Here is a 19,661-nt window from a genome sequence, read left to right as displayed (position 1 = left end):
TTTTAAAAACACTGAAAATCACATCTGATGTCTGGTATTACACCAGATAAAAAATAAATAAGCTAGTTTAAAACGCGATCTTCAGAGTTCTGTTCTTGCAATAATAGCAATAGGTGGTAACCGCAATGGATTGTAGTCATATTCAGTTTTGTGCCGATAAATCAAAAGTAGACTTTGAACAACTGCAACATTTATTTGTCAAAACTGCTTTTTGGGCGCGATCGCGAAATATGGACGATCTAAAAATGGCGATCGCCAACAGCAATCCTGTAGTTACTGTCTGGGATGGCGATCGCTTAATCGGTTTTGCCAGAGCAACTTCAGATGGAGTATACCGCGCTGGCATCTGGGATGTAGTTGTTGACCCCGACTACCAAGGAGTAGGCTTGGGTAGAAAACTGGTGCAAACTGTCTTATCTCATCCGATGGTAAGCAAAGTAGAAAGGGTTTACCTAACTACCACCCATCAACAAAGCTTCTATGAGCGCATCGGCTTTGAGCGCAACGAAACCACAACAATGGTGCTGCACAACTCTAAATCTACCGAAGACTTAGCCCGACGAATCCAAGAACTACCCGTAACAGTTGATTACTGATTACTAATTATTTGCGAAGCTTATCCTTTAGGACTAATTACTGAATTTTTCACTGTTAATTGCTCATTGTGACGCGAAGGACGCGAGCTTGCGAGCTAATCCTTTAGGAATAATCCTTTAGGACTCATTGCTTAAAAGGCTTATAGCTTAGAGCTTATAGCTACGAGCCAATTGACCCCAAACTAAAACCACAAAATCTCCAACGACTTTAAGCCATCACCATCCCACCATCAACGTTAAATACTTGACCTGTAATATAGGCTGCTGCGGGGTCTGAAGCCAAAAAGCGAATTGTCCCCGCCACTTCTTCAGGTTTGCCGTAGCGACCCAAGGGAATAAACTGAATAATGTCGTCTGATTTGAGATCGTGAGTCATATCAGTTTCAATAAATCCTGGGGCAACTGCATTCACGGTGATCCCACGATTAGCTAATTCTTTGGCAACAGTCTTAGTAAAGCCAATTACTCCAGCTTTGGCTGCGCTGTAGTTAGCCTGTCCTGGGTTACCCATTTGTCCTGCTACTGAGGCAATATTGATAATTCTGCCACTACGCTGCTTGAGCATAGTTTTACTCACGGCTTTAGTACAGAGAAACACCCCAGTTAGGTTGAGGTCAATTACGGCCTGCCACTGTTCGGGCTTCATCCGTAGTAGGAGAGTATCTTTAGTAATACCTGCATTGTTAACTAAAACATCAATACGTCCAAATTTATCCAGAGTTGTCTTAATTAAATTATCCACTTCGGCACTCTGGGAAACGTCAGCCTGTACGGCGAGCGCTTCTCCTCCAGCATCAGTAATTTCTTTAACAGTAGCTTCTGCTGCCTCACTAGAGCGAGCATAGTTAATCACTACTTTTGCCCCCTGAGTAACTAATGCCAACGCTGCTGCTTTGCCAATTCCCCTGGAAGCACCTGTAACAATGGCAACTTTATCTTTTAAATGCTGTAAATTCTCTGGCAGTAACTCCATACCTTGCCCCTCTAAAATAAGCTTAAAAAACTAAATAAAATTACTAATTACTACAACTCTATCTAGCTTTCCCATTAACTTAGCTATCATATAGGCTAACCAGTCTCTTAGACTAATTTTCTCTTGTGACCCAGTTAGTAAGCAATATATCAGGCGATCGCTATGTCAGTTAAAAAGCAATTTTCCAGTTTTGAAGATCTCTTAGAAAGTTCTAATGTCCCTGTGTTAGTAGACTTTTATGCTACCTGGTGTGGTCCTTGCCAAATGATGGCTCCCATTCTCGAACAGGTTGGCGCAACTTTACGCGATCGCCTTCAGGTAGTCAAAATTGACACTGATAAGTATCCTAATCTAGCCTCTAAGTATCAAATTGAAGCTCTGCCAACGTTAGTTCTATTTAAAGACGGTCAGCCAGCCGAAAAAATAGAAGGAGTTCAACAAGCGCCACAGCTAATTCAGCATTTAAGTACTTTGATCTAGATTAAGCTATATCGACTTTGACTAAACTGATTTCTACGGGCAATATTAAGCTAAGTAGGTGGGTGTAATTAAATTGGAAATGAGGTTAGGGAGTAACAAGTAACAAGTAACGAGTAATATGCGGAGCGGTATCCTTTAGGACAAATAGCTCTAAGGGTAGGGATTTGATCAATTATTTTGCCTACCTACTTATGAGTTTGGCAGGAAATAGTAACCTAATTAAAAATTAGAATGATTCGTTTTATGGCTAACCTAACCGTTAAATTGTCGTAACTCAAACTCACATTAGAGTAGCCAAAAATAAATAAGGAGAATATTATTTCAGTCAAATATTTATTAAAGAAAATTAGATCGGCAATATGGTTTTAGAGAACGTTCAAGTTTTTGATGAAGATTTAGATAGCGCCAGTTTATCTCGCTATATGGCAGCAGAAGCAGTGGCGATTGATACCGAAACGATGGGTTTAGTTTTAGGACGCGATCGCCTGTGTTTGGTGCAAATTTGCGATGATCTAGGGTTTGTCAGTGCCATACGGATCTCTAAAGGACAAACAGCAGCACCCAATCTAGAAAAGTTACTTACTTCGTGGGATGTTACAAAAGTCTTTCATTATGCTCGTTTTGATGTGGCACAGTTCAACGTGACCTTTGGCATTGAAACCGCACCAATTTTTTGCACCAAGATTGCTAGTAAACTAGCTCGGACTTATACTTCTAATCATGGATTAAAAAGTTTAATTGCTGAATTAGCTGGAGTAGATTTAGATAAAAGTATTACTAGTTCTGATTGGGGAAATATGGATAACCTTTCCCGTGAGCAGTATGATTACGCAGCTAACGATGTGCGATATCTACTGGATGCGAAAGAAAAACTCATGGAAATGCTTAAAAGAGAAGGTAGAGAACAGCTAGCACAGCAGTGTTTTCAGGTAGTTCCTGTATTGGTCGCTTTAGACATGCTGCAATATCAGAACATCTTCGATCACCGTTAAAACTTCCTATTTCCTATTTCCTATTTCCTATTTCCTATTTCCTACTTCCTACTTCCTATTTCCCAGTACGGCTACTATCTTATTTATTGATTTCCCAAGCTTTCTTACAAATTACAAATAATTCAACGCCATATTCATCAGACTGAATTGACAGAGGAAGAGAACGGAATTTAGAACGAGAAAATAGCGATTCTAAATCATCTGCGGAGCGATAGATCGAATGCCACTCCAGAATATGTTCGAGTAAAATACGGTCAGGGTTAGCAGCATGTAGATTACCAAGAATAACAATTCCGTTAGGTAAAAGATGATCGTAAATCCAGTCGAGAATCCGAATAAATTCGCGATCGCGCAAACAATTTGCCATACTAACGCTATAAATCATTTTCTGGGGTGGAATATCAATTTGACTATAGCCTTCAGCGATTAAAAAGAAATTATCTTGAACAAAGGTTAGATGATTTTGCCAACCCCATTTATGAGCGGTGTTAGCAGCCGAAGATATTTCCTGATGATTAAAATCGATGCAGGTGACATGAACATTAGGTGGCTCGGCTCGAAAATACAGATCCAAAATTTCCGCTGCTGAACCACTAGCGATACTAGTGACGGGTACGGGACCTGATTCCGTCCAATTATGAATTAGATGTTTTATGGTTTCAGTAATGATCCCGCCACGGTTTTTAAGAGCTAAACAGGTAGGTCGAGAGCGAATCCAACGGTCTAGATAAATGCCCAAATAGCCATCCCCTTCTGGTTCGTTTTGGGAAAGCAATTCAGTCACATAAGAGTCGCTAACATAACCTCCTGGTCTACGAAAAGCTCGATCTAGGAAACTACTGAGCATGAAAAACGGAAAGGTTTCACGGAAAATAAAAGTCCCAATTGCCTGAGCAATTTTTGGCTCTTCGATAATTTGCTCTCTAAGGGTGCTAATCAACATATTACAGATTTTGTCAATCTGTATTTGAGCATCCAGTTCACTGATTTCTCGGTGACGAATTAACTGTTCGATGCTGCTTAAATTCTTTTTAAATAATTCAGTTTCACCAACTAATTCAGGAGGAATTTCATTTTGTCCAGCCTGTCCCGTACGATGACCATGATATTCTGGTGCCATACGTACCCGTCGCATTAAGTGAGACACCAAAGAAGAAGTTTGATGAAGACGACCAGACAAATTATGTGCCAAAGATTGATAAAAACGATCCGATAAACCAGGTTTAGTAGACAGTAAGACAGTAAGTTGCTCTTGGTTAATCACGCAAACTTCCACATCTTCTTGAGCAATTACACCGCTAGTAGTTGGCACACCCTCAAGAAAAGAAATTTCGCCAAAAACCTCTCCTGGTTCGAGAAAAGCGATCGCCACATCTCTACCCGTAGCCGCTCTTTCAATCCTCACCGTACCTTTACGTACTAAATAGATCGCCTGGGATGGACGACCTTCTTTGAGAATTACTTCATGCTGTTTATAGGTGGCTACCTGGGCTTGCTCTAGTAGAACGCTATAGTCTTCAATAGTCAAATATTTTAATCTACTGTCCATTTAGTTTGGGTTCTCCATGCTGCACACCCCAGGTCATTATTCCCAAATTAATCGCGCTAATCATCATTATGGGGATCAGGATTTACAGTCAGATACGTGAGAAGGTTGTGTCTGATGGTAAAGTAAACTCTTTAGTGCAGCCTGTCTGCTTGTGGGAGACTCCTTGGCTAAATTCCAAAGGCTTTCATAAAAGAAAAAAGATATCCCCGCAAACTTATGCTCGCGAGCGATTTTAACCTGCTGGTATATTCTCCGCCAAGGAATCGGACGACCTTTTAAACCAGAGAGAATGCCGATGCCTACGGGAATATGTTCTCTTGCTGCTTGAATTTCAGGCTGTTCTAATTCGTTAATAAAGCTCTGGTTATCATCACGATATAGTTGCACAACTAACTCTTCAATCAAGCCTTTTCTTTCCCAGCGATGCCAGTCAAGCAAAAAAGAGTTAAGGGAAAAATGCTGAGGGTTGGGAGAAACAGAAACGATGGCGTTAGGGTTATGTTGCTTAATTTCGTGAAATAGAGTCTCTACATAATCTGTGATCTTATCAGCACGCCAGCGCACCCAGTCTGGATCTTGCGGATCTTTTGGCGGTAGTTTATCTTCATGTTCCTCTTGATATAGCTTGACAGTATAGTCGTCATAACCTAATTCTGATGGGTAGCCAAAATGATCGTCTAGCTGAATACCATCAATGTCATAGTTAGAGACAATCTCGACAATTAAATCCGTCATAAACTGCTGCACATCTGGACGCAAAGGATTTAACCACACCCTTTGATGTACCTTCCCTTCCCACCAAATAGTACTGCCGTCTTGCCTGGCGGTGAGCCATTCAGGATGACGTGCCAACTCTGAATCAGCAGGAGCCATAAAGCCAAACTCAAACCAAGGAATGACGCTCATTCCCTGTTCATGTCCTAATTCGACCATTTCCGCTAAGATATCTCGTCCTTGAAGTCCTTCCGTGGGGTCAAGAGACAGTCCAGTAAAAGATTTAGCTATCTCTGAAGGATAGAGAGTATAGCCCCAATTCCAAACCGTAGGATAAAGAGTATTAAAATTAGCTTTGGCGAGTAAGGCGATCGCTTCTTTGGTTTTCTCCTCCTCAAACAAGACATCACTATCAACATTAGTGAGCCAGACACCCCGTATTTCTCTTTTGGGATCGGCTTGGCAAATTTGTTCAACAGGTTGATTTCTAGCTGACTGAGAATGTCCAGGTAAAGGTGTGATAGATACCAGGGTAAAAGCCAAAACAAACAAAAATACCCACCAAGATAAACGACCCTTTTCCTGGCTAAACTGCACTAATTTATTCGCGAAAATATCAAAGGATTTAGCAATACGCTCTTTCATGGATACCGAAAATTTTACAGAATATGGCGATTATAACGGGTTTGATAATTACTGATTATTTGCGAAGCTTATTCTTTAGGACTGATTAATAATTACTGATTACTCATAGTTGTTCACTGCTCATTGTGACGCGAAGCTAATCCTTTAGGACTCATTGTTCATTGCTCGTTGTTAAGTAGGTAGGCAAAATAATTGATCAAACCCCTACCCTTAGAGCTATTTGTTACTCGTTACTCATTACTCATTACTTGTTACTCCCTAACCTCATTTCCAATTTAATTACACCCACCTACTTAATTGCTCAAGGGCAGGTGTTGAAAATATCTAAAACGATTTGAATCGCGCAGACAAATGCCACCAAAGTAATAACTACTAAGGAAGATAAAACATTACAGGCGATCGCCAAAGCTAAGACAAAAGCAGCAGCACCAAGACGATAGTAGGTCAGGATTTTTTTACATTTAGTTTGACCTAACTCACAGCTTGTCCAATGGAGGCTGGAGAGAATCAGCAGACACAGACTAACTGCTAGACAAAATAAAACTTTTTCTCCTCTGGCAGCATCATTGTCTAAACCACTAATCATCTTTTCGACTCCTACTCCAGTAGCAGTTAAACCGACAGCCAATGGTAGGTGAGAATATAGCCAAGTGAGGGCAATTGTCATGTTGCCTTTTTTCATGGCGTGAAGAGGAGATTCATCCACCGTATCAAAATACATCCACCAGAAACTAAAAGCAATGGATAAGCCTAATAGGGCGATCGCAATTGAAGTAGGAGTCCAAGCAAGTTCAGATACTCCACCGACTACAGAAACAATCGATTCGCCTAAAACAATAATCGTAAATAACCCAATTCTTTCGGTGGTATGAGTCAGATTAGGCGGAACTTTAGCTACTTTTTCTCCTGCAGTTAGAGGAATGGCAAAATCAATAATTAACCCCAACCCCCACAGCCCAAAACGCCAGGGTAGAGGCACAAACAACGAAGCCAACCAGAATAAAAGACTGATAGTAAAGCCAACAGCATACCAGTTGGTGAGGGATCTTGCTGGGGGTATATGATAACCTGCATGGAGATATTGACAGATTAATACGCCACGAAAGGCGATGTAGCTGAGGGCAAATCCGACGGATGAGCTACTTAAACCATGATGAATATTAGCTGCCAGACTCGCTGCGATCGCCATTTGCATCAGAGTAATGAGGCGATCTACTAAACCATCATTATCGAAACGTGTGTCATAGAAGACTTCGCCAACCCAGCACCACCACACGGGGACAAATAAAACGCCTAGTTTGGCTAAACCCAGTAAGCTAAAATCTGCATGAAAATTATGGGCTAGTTGAGCGATCGCCACTACAAAAATCAAATCGAAAAACAACTCTAGCCAAGTTACCTTGCGTTCTTCATCTTCACATTCTTCTAGGCGTAATTTTGGGGGTTGAAATATCGCTCTCGTCATGACAATAAGCTCATCAGCATTAGTTACCCATAATTTACCAGAAGTGACTGATTATTGATTTTTCGACAAGCCCGATTGAGCTAGGATGGTTTTATTTAAATTAAACAATAACTTTTCTGTTGTGTAGGGTTTAACCAGAAAGGATTGGATACCAATTGATTCAGCGGTAGTAACATTTTCCTTGGTGGCTAATCCACTAGTGACAATCAGCTTGACATGGGGATTAATTTTTTTTAAGGCACGCATAGCAGTTAGACCATCCATTTCTGGCATAACTAAATCCATCAGCACCACGGCGATCGCTTGGGGTTGTTGAGCATAAATGGCGATCGCTTCAATACCATCATTAGCAGTAATCACTCGGTAGTTGTAGATTTCTAAAGTAGCTTTCGTCACTTCTCGAATTATCGCTTCATCATCCACCACCAAAATTAATTCTTGCTGTCCAGAGGGGATAGTTTCACCAATTATTGCTTCATTGACGGTTATTGTTGCTGAGGCAGGTAAATAAATCTGAAATTGAGTACCATTTTGGCGCTCGCTTTCTAGGTTGATTGTACCTCCATGTTTTTTGACAATACCGATTACCGTAGATAATCCCAATCCCGTTCCCTGACCTGGTTTTTTGGTAGTAAAAAAAGGATCGAAAATGCGATCGACGATCTCTGGCGGAATACCCATTCCCGTATCGGTGACGGTAATTAAAATGTAATTACCCACTTTTAGATGTGAATTGGTGCAAAAATATTGCTCATCTAAACGTAGATTTTCAGCAGAAATGAGTAACTTTCCGCCATCGGGCATAGCATCACGGGCATTAACACAGAGGTTCATCATTACCTGATGCAGTTGGGTGGAGTCACCATCAAGTGACCACAAGTCTTGTGCAACAGAATTTTCAATCGTAATTGATTTGGGAAAGGTTTCTTGAATCAACTTGAGAACTTCCTCTAACACTTCTGCTAGGTTGAGCAATTCCCATTCCGTTTCGATGTCCCGCGAAAATAGTAACACCTGCTCGACGATCTTAGAACCCCGCAGGGCATTGTTGCGGATCAGTTGCAGCATTTGTAAACTAGAATCATCTAAATTGGCAATCCTTAAGGGCAAAAGTTGCGTAAAGCCCAAAATGGGAGTCAAAATATTATTGAGGTCGTGAGCAATCCCTCCTGCCAGAGTGCCAATACTTTCTAAACGTTGCGAGTGTAACAGTTGCTTGGCTAGTTGTTTTTTTTCGGTAATATCGGTATTGACCACCAAAATTGATTGAGGATTACCCTGTCGATCGGTAATTAATGTCCAGCGACTTTCGACTATGATTTCTCGACCATCTTTGGTCAGTTGTTTTAATTCCCCATACCAATTATTTTGCTCAATAACGATGCTTTGAGCTTCTGTAAGTTGAGATAAAGATTCTTGTTGAAAAAGTTCGTGGGCTATGTTTTCTTGTACTTCTACTGCCCGCCAGCCATACATCCTTTCCGCCCCTTGACTCCAGAATAAAATTCGATTCGACAAATCGCAGACGAAAATTGCATCGCTAGCAATATCAATTAAGGCTGCTTGTCGGACATTTTGTTGATGTAATTCTGCTTGTTGAATGGCAATACCCAACTGAGTTGCTAGTTGTTGCAGTAGTTCGACTTCTTCTATTTGCCAGGGTCTTGGTGCCGAGCAATGATGGGCAATTAGTAAGCCCCACAAATGTTCCCTTTGTAAGATCGGCACTACCAAATTAGCTCTGACTTGAAATTGAGCCATTAATTCTTGATAGCATAACTCGACATCAGATGCCTGAAAATCGGCGATCGCTGCTACTCGTCCCTGGCGATAGGGTTCGACGTATTGTTCACCAAAACAAGGGTCGATAATCTCAGATTCTAAAATCGAAATTGATTCCATCACCACTGATTCGGCGACTACTTTCCCTGACCAATCTGGTTGGAAACGAAAGATAATCACTCGCTCTGTTTGCAGGAATTGCCTCACCAAATCTACCGCACTTTGTAAAATTTGCTCGACATCAAGAGTTTGGTGAATGGCTTGGGTTATTTTAGCCAGTAAATGTTCCCGTGCTATTTGTTGCTGAAGAGCTAATTCTGCTTGTTTGCGCTCGGTAATATCAATAGCAGCCCCATAAATCACTTGTTCTTCTGGGTAGGGCTGTGCTGTCCATAACAACCAGCGATAGGAACCATCTCGATGTCGATAACGGTTTTCAAAGTAATTGGTTTCCTTGCCAGCAAATACACTATCACTTTCAGCGACAGAAGGGCTGATGTCGTCAGGATGAATAAATTCAATCCAGGGGCGGGATGTCATTTCCTCAGTTGTCCAGCCGAGGGCTTGTTCAAAACTTGGGCTGACCCAATGAAAATATCCGTTGTTCCCCATGATTATTTGTAAATCCGAAGCAACAGTTAGAAATCTCTCCCGTGCTAGTTCTGCTTGCTTGCGATCGCTAATATCAAAGTTCACTCCTCCGCCCCTGACAGGATTTCCATTCTCATCAAAGTAAAAATGTCCACGGGCTGCCATCCAGTGAATACTACCATCTGGCCATTGAACACGCACCTCAAAATCGAGTTTGCCCGTTTCTCTGGCGTAAGCAAAGGCTGCATCGAAAATTTCCCTGTCTGCTTCCACAATATGCTGCCTAGCAATTGACTCTCCCCATTCCAGTTGGGGTGTCTGATAACCGAAAATCTGATCGTGACGCAGCGATCGCTTAGATGAAACATCTCGGGTTAGATCCAAATGCCAGGTTCCCATTTGCGCAGCTTCAATGGCGATCGCTAAACTTTCCTGAGCCTCTTGCAAAGAGGTTTCTGCCTGCTTGCGATCGCTAATGTCCTGGAAAAGGATGGCAACTTGTCGGTGTTCTGGCTTACCAAAACGGAACGCAAACGCATCAAACCAGCGGTGCATCACTTCGGAACGATTTTCAAAACGAATGGATTGACCCGTCAGCGCGATTTTGCCATAGATTTCAAACCATTGCTCTTCGAGGTCGGGAATCAGTTGACGCGCTGTTTTTCCCTGGGCGTTTGCGAGTCCTGTCTGTTGCTCAAAAATTGGATTAATCTCTAAAAAGCGATAATCAACAGGCTTTTCGTTCTTATCAAAGATCATTTCAATAATGCAAAAGCCTTCGTCAATTGAATTGAACAGGGTGCGATATTTTTCTTCCGATTCCCGCAAAGCTGCTTCGGCACGGGCGCGCTCGACACCTGCCCAAGTTTGCTCTGCGGTTTCTTCAACCAGTTTGACCTCGGTTTCTGTCCACTGACGCGGTGTGGATTGATGAACCGCCAGCAACGCGACAAATCGATCGTTTTTGATCAGGGGTACATCAATATGTGCAGCAATATCGATCGTGCTGTATCTTGCCTTCTCAGCGTCTGTATACTTAGGATCGTTGGCAATGTCAGTCACAATCTGGGTTTGCCCTGTCTTGTGATTGTCGCTCAAGTTGCGTCGGTATTCTTCCAAACGGTATCGTCCGCTTAATTGGGCAACACCATTCGTGTAATTTTTATGAACGATGACCTCCTCGTCACCCGATAATACTTCAATATAAATAACACGGCTTGCTCCCAAGTATTCGCCCAAGACACGAGCAGCGATCGCTTGAATCTCATCAGCATCAGTCAGTGGACGTAGCGCATTGGAGAGAGAGACGCGAAACGCATCTAATTTGGCTGCTCGCTGCGAAATCTCTTCTGCTATTAGGCGATAACGTTCTTGGCTAGCTCTGAGATTTACCTCTAATGCCTGTCTTTCCGTTTCTGCTTGTTGGCGATCGCGAAGCGCGGTCTGCCGTTCGCTAATATCAATCACTACTGAGCGACTCATCACGAAGTTCCCTGCTTCGTCTTCAATAGCTGTGGCACTCAAGGATACAGGTAAAAGGCTGCCATCTTGACGAATCAACTGTAATTCAAGGTCGTTAATCCAGCCTTGCTGCTTGAAAATCGGAAAATTCTGTTGAAAAATTAACAAGCTTTCTGAAGTAATTAGATCACAGAACTTGCGACCCAAAACTTCTTCTCGGCTATAGCCCAACATTTTGAGTTCGGTATCGTTAATACGAATAAATTTTCCCTCTGAGTCCAAAGAATGATATCCGCAAGGTGCTTGATTATAAAGTTCTTCTAACTCTTGGGATAAAGAATTCATCTTAGATAAATGTCTATATATAGCTACCTAATTCAGATTCTGCTTGTTATCTAAATTTCATCAATAATACCTCAGAATGCCTTAAAATTAAAGCCTTTTTCTCTGCTTCATCTCAATTCGTCATTGAAACTTGACAACCTTCTGACTCCTGACCATTCATTAAAAATTGAACAGAGCGATCGCCGATCTTGTAGGTTGGATTAAGACACAAAACCCAAAGGAGAATTACTCCAGTCACGATCGTAAACACCACTATGTACGTAACGATGAAAACTGGAATATTATCAATCTTTAGAGCGATCGCGCTTTCGTAGGGTGGGCGATCGCTTTTGGAGTGAGATCTCACTATAGCCCAAAGCTTAGTATATTTTTGGTTTTACTCCGTTCTACACAACATACAAATCTGACTGTTTGGAGTAAGTCTGACCAGATCTTGGTTGCACTATTATTTAGTACATTAATTATTTTAGGTGTTGAATTATGGATAGAGAAGAATTGCTTAGACTCTACGCTGGGGGAGAAAAGGATCTCACTGGAAAAAGCTTTCGAGGTACTCGTTGGCGCGATAGGATCGCTAGAGGTGGTATTTACAGGGAGACTAACTTCAGCGGTGCCTACTTCGATAGCAGTCACTTCATCGGAGTTGACTTGAGTTTCGCTATTTTCAATAGAGTTCGGATGTATGAAAGCACTATCGGCAATAGCTATATGGAAGGGGCTGATTTCAGTGATGCTATTTTCGGGCAAGCCACTTTTTATGATGTCGATCTGAGTCGAGCCATCTTCAGAAACGCTGTTTTCGAGGAAGCTGGTTTCAAAAATGCCAACCTCAGCTATGCCGATTTGAGAGGGGCTACTGGGTTGACGACTTACGAATGTAAAAATGTCATTTTCCACGAAACCATTATGCCTAACGGTGCTGTCTATACTGGACGAACTTAAAGCATTCGCTTCATTTTCAGCGATCGCGCCTTCGTAGGGTGGGCAAAATCAACCAGAGCAAACTAACATTTCAGGCAGAGCTATGTTGCCCACCAATCAATAAATTTAGAAGATTGAATTTCGGTGGGCATCATCACATTGTTTTACCATCATGATAAATTTTAAAATGCCCACCCTACGAATCTATATTTTTGCAAACACAACACCAGTCTTGGGTATATCTGTCTTTACCTACCCATTTAGAAAAGCTTGAATACTCCCACAGATGGGGGCAAGAAACCAGCCCATGTTTGACAGGATTGTAATGAATATAATCAAGATGCTGTTGTAAATCTCTTTCATCTTTAATTAAATGTTCCCAAAAACGTCGTTGCCAAACATCACTTTCTCTATGCTTATGCCGTGAAGCCGAAATTTCCCAAGATGAGCTTTGATTTGCCTTAAAAGCTCTAGTAAACAAGACTTTTAATCTTGATATCCTTTGAGAATAATCTGAATCATCAGATGGTAAGCGCCAGATGAAATGAAGATGATCGCTTAGAATGACCGCAGCCATAATCTCAAATGGTTTTTGCGCTTTAACTTTGGCGATCGCCGAACGTAAAATATTGATATTACTTGGTTCTTTGAATAAAGGACGACGACAATAAGTTACCAAGGTCAAAAAATAAGTGCCACCAGGAACATATACTCTTCGATAATTGGGCATGAAAATTAAGTTTCAAGCAAGAAAGATTTCCATGGTATTCAGGCTTTTTCTTTTTGTCCACTAAGAATCGAATTGTAATAAGGATTGCGATCGAGAACAATAAAAGGATCGTGAGCGATCGCATCAATTATATTAGAAAAAGGAATTACGCGATCGGCAGGTGTTTTGCTACTTTGATTAAGATTAAGAACAATCATTACCTAACAGAACCATTAATTTAACCTTACTTGAGATTCAGTCTGACTTAAATGGGAAGTATCAGCGAAAAACTCTAAATTCCAATTGTCAGCATCTCGCACTACCTTAGTTAAAGAACACAAAGCAATCTTAGAATCAGGAATATCTGCCACTAAGCCTTGGGTCACACCAAATACAGATGCACCATGTCCCACGATTAAAATATCTTCATCGTATTTAGACAATAGCTGCTTAACAGTTGCTGCTGTGCGTTGATTAACATCAGCTTTAGTTTCAGGATATTGAGGATAAATCTGAGATTGATAACTCCAATTGATCGTAGGATATGCCGTTGCCAACAACTCTTGAGAATGAATTTCAGGTGATTCTGTCATCCATTGGCTATTGTGCCATTCACCTAATCCTGCTTCTAGCTTCATCGGTAGATTGATAACTTGAGCTACCTCGTGAGCGGTTTGAATGGTGCGCAAAAAAGGAGAGACAAAAAGATGTTTAATGTTCTCTGATTTAAGTCTTTGTCCTAATTCTGCTGCCTGTATAAAACCATCGTCTGATAAAGGAGGATCATAACGCCTCGTAGCAGTATTGAACCATTCAGGATTAACAAAGTCGAGGCGGTTACCATGTCTGGCAATCCAAACTGTTTGAGGCATTATTTATGGCTGAAGATTAAGGATTCAAGAATATTTCTATTGTCGGTGAATATTAAGCAAATTTCTATACTGTTTGTAGTTTTGGATATGTAGTCTGATAGATAAAATTAACCCTAACTCAGGTTATTTACATCCTAATGATTCACGAGTATCTACCCCAGTTTGCGGATTTACTCCAGTAGCATTTTCGCAAAGTTGTTTAACCTGCCATTTTTCTAGAACTGCAAAGGTAAAATCTGCTCCGTTGATAGTTGCGTCTTGAAAGGTGGAAAATGACAAAATTGATTCTTGAAAATTGGCATTAGTCAAGTCTGCACCATCAAAGTTGGTTAAATAGCCAAAACCATAGCTAAAATCTGCCCCAGAGAGATTAGCCTTAGCTAAATTAGAAGCATTAAAGACTGCTCCTCTAATATCTGCGTTACTGAAGTTTGCTCCTGACAAATCGACTCTGGCAAAATCTACGCTCTGCAAAACTTTCCCTGAAAAGTCTTTATTGGTTAAGTCAGATTCGCTATAGGTTGAAGGAGTTACAGAAGAAGAACTCCCAGCTAAAGCGGGAACAGGCAAAATTAAGCAAATTAACAGCAACAAAAGTGCGCTTAGTCGGAGAAAATATTTCATGGATTAAATTTATTTTTCAGCAAACTGAGCTAAAAAGAATATTGTTTCTAATTGTAAATCCTCTTCTGTACCTAGTGCGAGAAATTCGTTTAAATTCGCAAAAATAATCATGAATAACCCAAATCCTCTAGATTTCACTAGTTTGCTGCAACAGCTATTAGAGCAACAATCCCTTTCCCAGTCTCAAGCTGCGCAACTAATGGAAGGATGGTTAAACGAGCAAATTCCTGAAGTGTTATCGGGGGCAATCTTGACAGCTATTCAAGCTAAGGGAGTCTCTGCTACGGAATTAGCAGGGATGGCGCAGGTATTAAAAAATCAATCTTTGCAACAGCAATCAATTAAATATGCTTACCCTGTAATCGATACCTGTGGCACAGGAGGAGACGGCTCATCTACCTTTAATATTTCTACAGCTGTGGCGTTTGTGGCAGCAGCAGCGGGAATTAAAGTGGCAAAGCATGGTAATCGTTCCGCTTCTAGTAAAGTGGGTTCAGCAGATGTTTTGGAATATTTAGGAGTTGATTTAACTGCTACCCCAGAGAAAGTCACCGCAGCCGTAGAAAATGTGGGAGTTACTTTTTTGTTTGCCCGTGGCTGGCATCCTGCAATGAAAAGTGTTGCACCTTTACGCAGCACCCTCAAAATTAGAACGGTATTTAATCTTTTAGGGCCATTAGTTAATCCTCTTTGCCCTACAGGTCAAGTAATTGGAGTATATGACAGTAAGTTTATTTATAGCATGGCGGAAGCTTTAAATCTGTTGGGAGTCAAAAAGGCGATCGCCCTGCACGGTAGAGAAAAGCTCGATGAGGCAGGATTAGGCGATCTTAGCGACTTGACGATAGTTAACCAGGGTAAAATTAGACCTGATACGATTAATCCGCAGACATTAGGTTTAAAATCTGCATCCCTGAGCGCATTACAAGGTGGAGACGTTGACGAGAATGCGACGATCCTACGCAATGTACTGCAAGGAAAAGGAACAACGGCACAGCAAGATGCAGTAGCTCTTAACGCTTCTCTTGCTCTACAGGTTGGGGAACTTGTCCCTTTTGGTGATTATCTTCAAGGAGTTACCATTGCCCAAGAAATCATCAGCAGTGGAGCTGCTTGGTCTAAATTAGAGGAATTGGTCAACTTCCTCAAAAGTTGAAGTATTGACAGGAGGAAAGTCTAAACCTGGGTAATTTCTTGGTTGTAATGTTCTAACTCAGGGCTTTTTGCTCCATAAACGCCAGTGATTTGCTGTTGACAACAGGCGATCGCAAATTCATTAAACTCTACTGGCTCGATGCCAAACATGGATTTAAAATTATCTGGCTGCACTCGACAAAAACGCGGACGCTGCTCGTATATTTGGCATTGGCGATCGTCGTGGTCATAATTTATACACCAGCCATCTTCCCCCACCATACTCAGATATGTTTCTAGCTCCTCTGGTGAGAGATACTCCTCTAGATCTGGTCGTTCTTCGGGGTCAAGGTTACAGCAAGCACCACAGCCTGAAACGCATCGCCATTTACCAATTTGCTCATCTTTAGTGGTTAATTTTGCTTTTTTCACTACCTTTATACTTTTAAGCGCCTACTAATAATTAATAACTATAATAATTAATAACTATTTTAATTAGATCTTAATTTCTATATTGATCATCACAATACAACGTCCAGCCAACTCCAAGCAAACTAGCTGTCAAAGCGGCGATCGCGCCAATTACCCACCAACCCATTTCTCCTAACCAGAGAATTAGGCGATCGCTCAATGCCGTGATTCCTTTAGAGGCTATATAGGCAGTAATCGCACTTACGATAATGACACCAAACAACTCTAACAAAATAGATGTAATATTTTTCTGATATAAATTTTCTTCAAAGTAAATATCCCAGATCACCATACACATAGCTATATCGGCAACCGTTAAAAATACTTGCTTAGCATAGTCTAGATTAGCTTTTGGTGCTGCTGCCACTACGGCACTACCAAAAACTGTAGCCAGGATAATCAAACAGGATTGCTTTCTTTTTTTGCTTAAAGTGGTCATGATCTAAATAGTTTTGCCATATTTTAGCCAATGTTGGCAATCCTCATCATTAAGCTTTGGGATAAGATCTCCCTGGCATTAAGTTATTAAATCCAATCGTACAAAACAACAAAATTATTGAACCAAGAAGAACAGGCGTAACAATAAAACTTACTTCAGCTTTGCTCATTACTCCCACTAAAGCAACTGCCCCACCAGGAGGATGCAGCGTTTTTGTCAACTGCATTAGTTTAATTGCCGTTGCCACAGCTAAAGCCATTACCCAAGGCTCTGAACCAAATAAAAAAACCATCAATACACTAACTACCGCACCTAAGAAGTTACCGAAAATAAGATTACCAGGTTGAGCTAAAGGTGAATTTGGTACGGCAAAAACTAATACTGCTGCTGCGCCAAATGGGGCTGCAATCAAAGGATAACCAGAATTAACGCTTAAATAAGCTAAAGTGGCAATACCCAGAAAACTGCCAACATAAGAGAACAAAATTTCATTCAGCGAAAATCTAGGTTGATGATTTGAACCAAGATTGATTTTGGCAAGATACTGTCTCAAATTACGCCAGAAATGCCGAGACTTATGTGTTTTACTTGGGTTAACGCCGTCTCTTTTGAGTTGATCAAGTTCTTCCCTTAACTGATTAATTTGCTGTTGTTGAGCTTCTATTAGCTGTTGCTGAGGACTACTGCTATCAATGATTGAGGTTGAGCGATGCGATAAGACTAACTTTCCTGATGAATCACCTTGAGTAGAGTTTTGAGCGGTTTGTTGTGACATTTTAAAAACGGCATTGATAAAAACTCGACTGTATTAGACCAGCTTATAGAAACTAGTCATTTTGGTAATTGTAAATTAAATTAAACGCTTTTATAAGTTGTCAATGTATTTTTAGCAATATTATTATGTCTTAAATGCATCGATCATTATATTTATTTTTCAAAAAATCTCAAACTAGTTCTCAATTTTTTAATAATCAAAGTTATTTTTAAAACTTTCAAAAAGCATATTTTTAAATAAAAACCAATCAATATGTAATTTATTCAATGTTTCGATGATTTTAATTCATAATTTTACGGAGTAATCAAACTTTAGTAGCAAAAGATACTTTTGAAAAAGTAGTTTAAGTTAAAACTAACTTGTAAGAGTGAAATAAGCGGTTTTTTAAGCTTTTAAATTCTATAAAAATAGAATTTAAGCGAAGTTTTGAGCGAAAAATAATGACTAAAAAATGCTGCCAGCATATAGCTGAACAGCATCAGTTTTACTTGCTTTTGATTATTAAATACTTTGCTTACATAAATTTGCTGAGTAATTAAGAGTGTGGTATTAACTCATATTTTGCAGTAATTGCTAGCAAGAGCAAATCATCATGGAAACTATCGTTTTAAGTTTGTTAGGTACAGTTACGGGAGTTTTTCTCGGAAGATTGAAATTAATTAATGCTAAATTTACTCGCTCGCTCGGCCGTAGTTTATATCGTTTTGGCTTACCACTACAAATATTTGTAATCGCTCACAATACTACATTAATTAAAGACATTTGGTTTCCGCCTATAATTACCATTTTGGTATTGTTATTAGGGTTAATTTTAGCTAATTTAAATTTATTTTATGGTCAACAATTAAGTCAGGCAATCTTGACAAAAGATCTGGTAAAAAACTTATTTTCTTTATTTAGCTATCAAACTAAGCAAGTTGATTTGCCAATACCAGAACATTCTTCTGGTCAAGGTAGTTTTATTTTGGCTTCTACTTTAGGCAGTACGGGTTATTTAGGCTTAAGCATCGTCCCTCTTTTCGTCAATTCGGTATATTCAGGTTGGGCTGTGCTATACAGTGTTACCCAAATCTTATTTGGTAGTTTTGGAATGGGGGTTTTGCTGGCTAATTACTATGGTAGCTCTCAACAAAAAATTAGTTGGTCAATTCAGCTACAGCAATTACTTAAAGTCCCTGCTTTATGGGCGTTTGTACTGGGATGGTACAGTCGTAGTGTTGACTTTACCGTAACAGTTGATTCGGGGCTTAAATTTGCAGTTTTGCTAGCGATCGCCAGTGCCTTTTTACTAACGGGAATCCAAATTCAAGAAATCAAAAAAGTTAATTGTTTCAACTGGGCAATTATGCCTACTCTACTCAAAATGCTAGTTATACCAGGATTAACAGGATTATGTTTAACTTGGTTTGGCTTTACAGGAGATGCCCGTTTGTCGATGGTGTTGATGTCTGGGATGCCAACGGCTAATACTAACTTAATTTTGGCGGAAGAGTATAATCTCGATCGCCAAGTAACAGCTAGTACGATTGCCCTCAGCACCATATTTTTACCCGTGATGATTTTGCTATGGCAATATCTTTTACAGTAGTTTGACAGTATGTTTAAGGTTCAACTGGCACAAAATCATAACCCACCCCAGAGCGATCGCCTGATTCTACTTGAACTAGAACACCTTTAAGGTTGCGATCGCCTGAAGGTAAAAATTTGACTATGCCTGTAGCACCAGTAAAAGTAAAATCAGGATTGGCTAAAGTTGCCTGTAGCTGCTGGCGAGTGGGTTTTAACTCTGACTCCAAACCGACAACCATTGCTTTCGTTGCATCATAAGCCATCGCGGTGCGCCACCCAACATCACCACCCCATTGTGATTGAGCTGACTCAATAAAGACTCGATCCGTATTATCCCCTGAATGCCAAGCTACCGATAAAGTCATGCCGTTAGCATTTGCTGAACCTTGTTGTAGAGTTTCAAAGTTATACATCGTTTGATTTCCCAGTAAAGGTAATCGTTTTTTATTGGCTTGAACTACAGCGATCGCTTGATTGACATTGTAAATTGAAGTTTATATTTTCTATTGTCTGTTCACAAATAACAACTATTTTAACCGACTATTTTAGTCTAC

Annotated in this window: 20 protein-coding genes; 6 read left to right on the top strand and 14 right to left on the bottom strand. The window is 40.4% G+C overall.

Features of this window, described 5'->3' with window-relative positions:
• Positions 1-125: 125 nt before the first annotated feature.
• Positions 126-596, top strand: a complete 471-nt coding sequence (locus KME09_04070) for a GNAT family N-acetyltransferase (protein MBW4533092.1) — start codon at positions 126-128, stop codon at positions 594-596.
• Between the two features lie 208 nt (positions 597-804).
• On the opposite strand, the gene fabG is transcribed toward KME09_04070, so the two are convergent.
• The gene (fabG, locus tag KME09_04065) at positions 805-1,569 is read right to left on the bottom strand and encodes a 3-oxoacyl-[acyl-carrier-protein] reductase (protein MBW4533091.1); all 765 of its coding nucleotides are present in this window, start codon (positions 1,567-1,569) and stop codon (positions 805-807) included.
• Between the two features lie 162 nt (positions 1,570-1,731).
• Between fabG and trxA the strand changes: the two genes are divergently transcribed.
• Positions 1,732-2,049, top strand: a complete 318-nt coding sequence (gene trxA, locus KME09_04060; GenBank protein ID MBW4533090.1) for a thioredoxin — start codon at positions 1,732-1,734, stop codon at positions 2,047-2,049.
• Positions 2,050-2,408: 359 nt separating this feature from the next.
• Positions 2,409-3,041, top strand: a complete 633-nt coding sequence (locus KME09_04055) for a ribonuclease D (protein ID MBW4533089.1) — start codon at positions 2,409-2,411, stop codon at positions 3,039-3,041.
• 79 nt (positions 3,042-3,120) lie between these two features.
• Here the strand turns inward: KME09_04055 and KME09_04050 are convergent, their stop codons facing one another.
• The 5 genes from KME09_04050 to KME09_04030 all read right to left on the bottom strand — a co-directional run bounded on the left by KME09_04050 (position 3,121) and on the right by KME09_04030 (position 11,939).
• Positions 3,121-4,590: a cyclic nucleotide-binding domain-containing protein gene (locus KME09_04050; GenBank protein ID MBW4533088.1), complete on the bottom strand. Its 1,470-nt coding sequence runs from the start codon at positions 4,588-4,590 to the stop codon at positions 3,121-3,123.
• Between the two features lie 75 nt (positions 4,591-4,665).
• On the bottom strand, positions 4,666-5,949 hold the full coding sequence (locus tag KME09_04045; GenBank protein MBW4533087.1) for a glycoside hydrolase family 10 protein: 1,284 nt from the start codon (positions 5,947-5,949) through the stop codon (positions 4,666-4,668).
• 301 nt (positions 5,950-6,250) lie between these two features.
• Positions 6,251-7,414 carry a low temperature requirement protein A gene (locus tag KME09_04040; GenBank protein MBW4533086.1) on the bottom strand — a complete coding sequence of 388 codons (1,164 nt, stop codon included), beginning with the start codon at positions 7,412-7,414 and terminating at the stop codon, positions 6,251-6,253.
• A gap of 51 nt (positions 7,415-7,465) precedes the next feature.
• Positions 7,466-11,593, bottom strand: a complete 4,128-nt coding sequence (locus KME09_04035) for a PAS domain S-box protein (GenBank protein MBW4533085.1) — start codon at positions 11,591-11,593, stop codon at positions 7,466-7,468.
• A 112-nt stretch (positions 11,594-11,705) separates the two neighbouring features.
• The gene (locus KME09_04030) at positions 11,706-11,939 is read right to left on the bottom strand and encodes a hypothetical protein (GenBank protein ID MBW4533084.1); all 234 of its coding nucleotides are present in this window, start codon (positions 11,937-11,939) and stop codon (positions 11,706-11,708) included.
• Between the two features lie 149 nt (positions 11,940-12,088).
• Between KME09_04030 and KME09_04025 the strand changes: the two genes are divergently transcribed.
• Positions 12,089-12,535, top strand: coding sequence for a pentapeptide repeat-containing protein (locus tag KME09_04025; protein MBW4533083.1), 447 nt, complete (start codon positions 12,089-12,091; stop codon positions 12,533-12,535).
• 175 nt (positions 12,536-12,710) lie between these two features.
• On the opposite strand, the gene KME09_04020 is transcribed toward KME09_04025, so the two are convergent.
• The 4 genes from KME09_04020 to KME09_04005 form a co-directional block, all read right to left on the bottom strand.
• Positions 12,711-13,244 (bottom strand): transposase, encoded by a 534-nt coding sequence (locus KME09_04020; protein ID MBW4533082.1) that lies wholly within the window; start codon positions 13,242-13,244, stop codon positions 12,711-12,713.
• 38 nt (positions 13,245-13,282) lie between these two features.
• Positions 13,283-13,441 (bottom strand): hypothetical protein, encoded by a 159-nt coding sequence (locus KME09_04015; protein ID MBW4533081.1) that lies wholly within the window; start codon positions 13,439-13,441, stop codon positions 13,283-13,285.
• 15 nt (positions 13,442-13,456) lie between these two features.
• Positions 13,457-14,095 (bottom strand): histidine phosphatase family protein, encoded by a 639-nt coding sequence (locus tag KME09_04010; GenBank protein ID MBW4533080.1) that lies wholly within the window; start codon positions 14,093-14,095, stop codon positions 13,457-13,459.
• A 123-nt stretch (positions 14,096-14,218) separates the two neighbouring features.
• A complete protein-coding gene (locus KME09_04005) occupies positions 14,219-14,719 on the bottom strand; it encodes a pentapeptide repeat-containing protein (protein ID MBW4533079.1) in 501 nt (166 codons plus the stop codon).
• 109 nt (positions 14,720-14,828) lie between these two features.
• Between KME09_04005 and trpD the strand changes: the two genes are divergently transcribed.
• Positions 14,829-15,875, top strand: a complete 1,047-nt coding sequence (trpD, locus tag KME09_04000; protein MBW4533078.1) for an anthranilate phosphoribosyltransferase — start codon at positions 14,829-14,831, stop codon at positions 15,873-15,875.
• Between the two features lie 20 nt (positions 15,876-15,895).
• On the opposite strand, the gene KME09_03995 is transcribed toward trpD, so the two are convergent.
• The 3 genes from KME09_03995 to KME09_03985 form a co-directional block, all read right to left on the bottom strand.
• Positions 15,896-16,249, bottom strand: coding sequence for a YkgJ family cysteine cluster protein (locus KME09_03995; protein MBW4533077.1), 354 nt, complete (start codon positions 16,247-16,249; stop codon positions 15,896-15,898).
• A gap of 106 nt (positions 16,250-16,355) precedes the next feature.
• Entirely contained in the window at positions 16,356-16,763 is a 408-nt protein-coding gene (locus tag KME09_03990) for a hypothetical protein (GenBank protein ID MBW4533076.1), read from the bottom strand.
• A 49-nt stretch (positions 16,764-16,812) separates the two neighbouring features.
• Positions 16,813-17,538 carry an HPP family protein gene (locus KME09_03985; protein ID MBW4533075.1) on the bottom strand — a complete coding sequence of 242 codons (726 nt, stop codon included), beginning with the start codon at positions 17,536-17,538 and terminating at the stop codon, positions 16,813-16,815.
• A gap of 592 nt (positions 17,539-18,130) precedes the next feature.
• Here KME09_03985 and KME09_03980 point away from each other — a divergent pair.
• Entirely contained in the window at positions 18,131-19,126 is a 996-nt protein-coding gene (locus KME09_03980; protein ID MBW4533074.1) for a hypothetical protein, read from the top strand.
• Between the two features lie 13 nt (positions 19,127-19,139).
• Here the strand turns inward: KME09_03980 and KME09_03975 are convergent, their stop codons facing one another.
• The gene (locus KME09_03975; GenBank protein MBW4533073.1) at positions 19,140-19,520 is read right to left on the bottom strand and encodes an ABC transporter substrate-binding protein; all 381 of its coding nucleotides are present in this window, start codon (positions 19,518-19,520) and stop codon (positions 19,140-19,142) included.
• Between the last annotated feature and the right edge of the window lie 141 nt (positions 19,521-19,661).

The sequence above is a fragment of the Pleurocapsa minor HA4230-MV1 genome (genome assembly GCA_019359095.1).
Taxonomy (GTDB): domain Bacteria; phylum Cyanobacteriota; class Cyanobacteriia; order Cyanobacteriales; family Xenococcaceae; genus Waterburya; species Waterburya minor.
The sequence above is the reverse complement of the archived record's forward strand: the minus strand, read 5'-3'. Positions and strand labels throughout refer to the sequence as shown.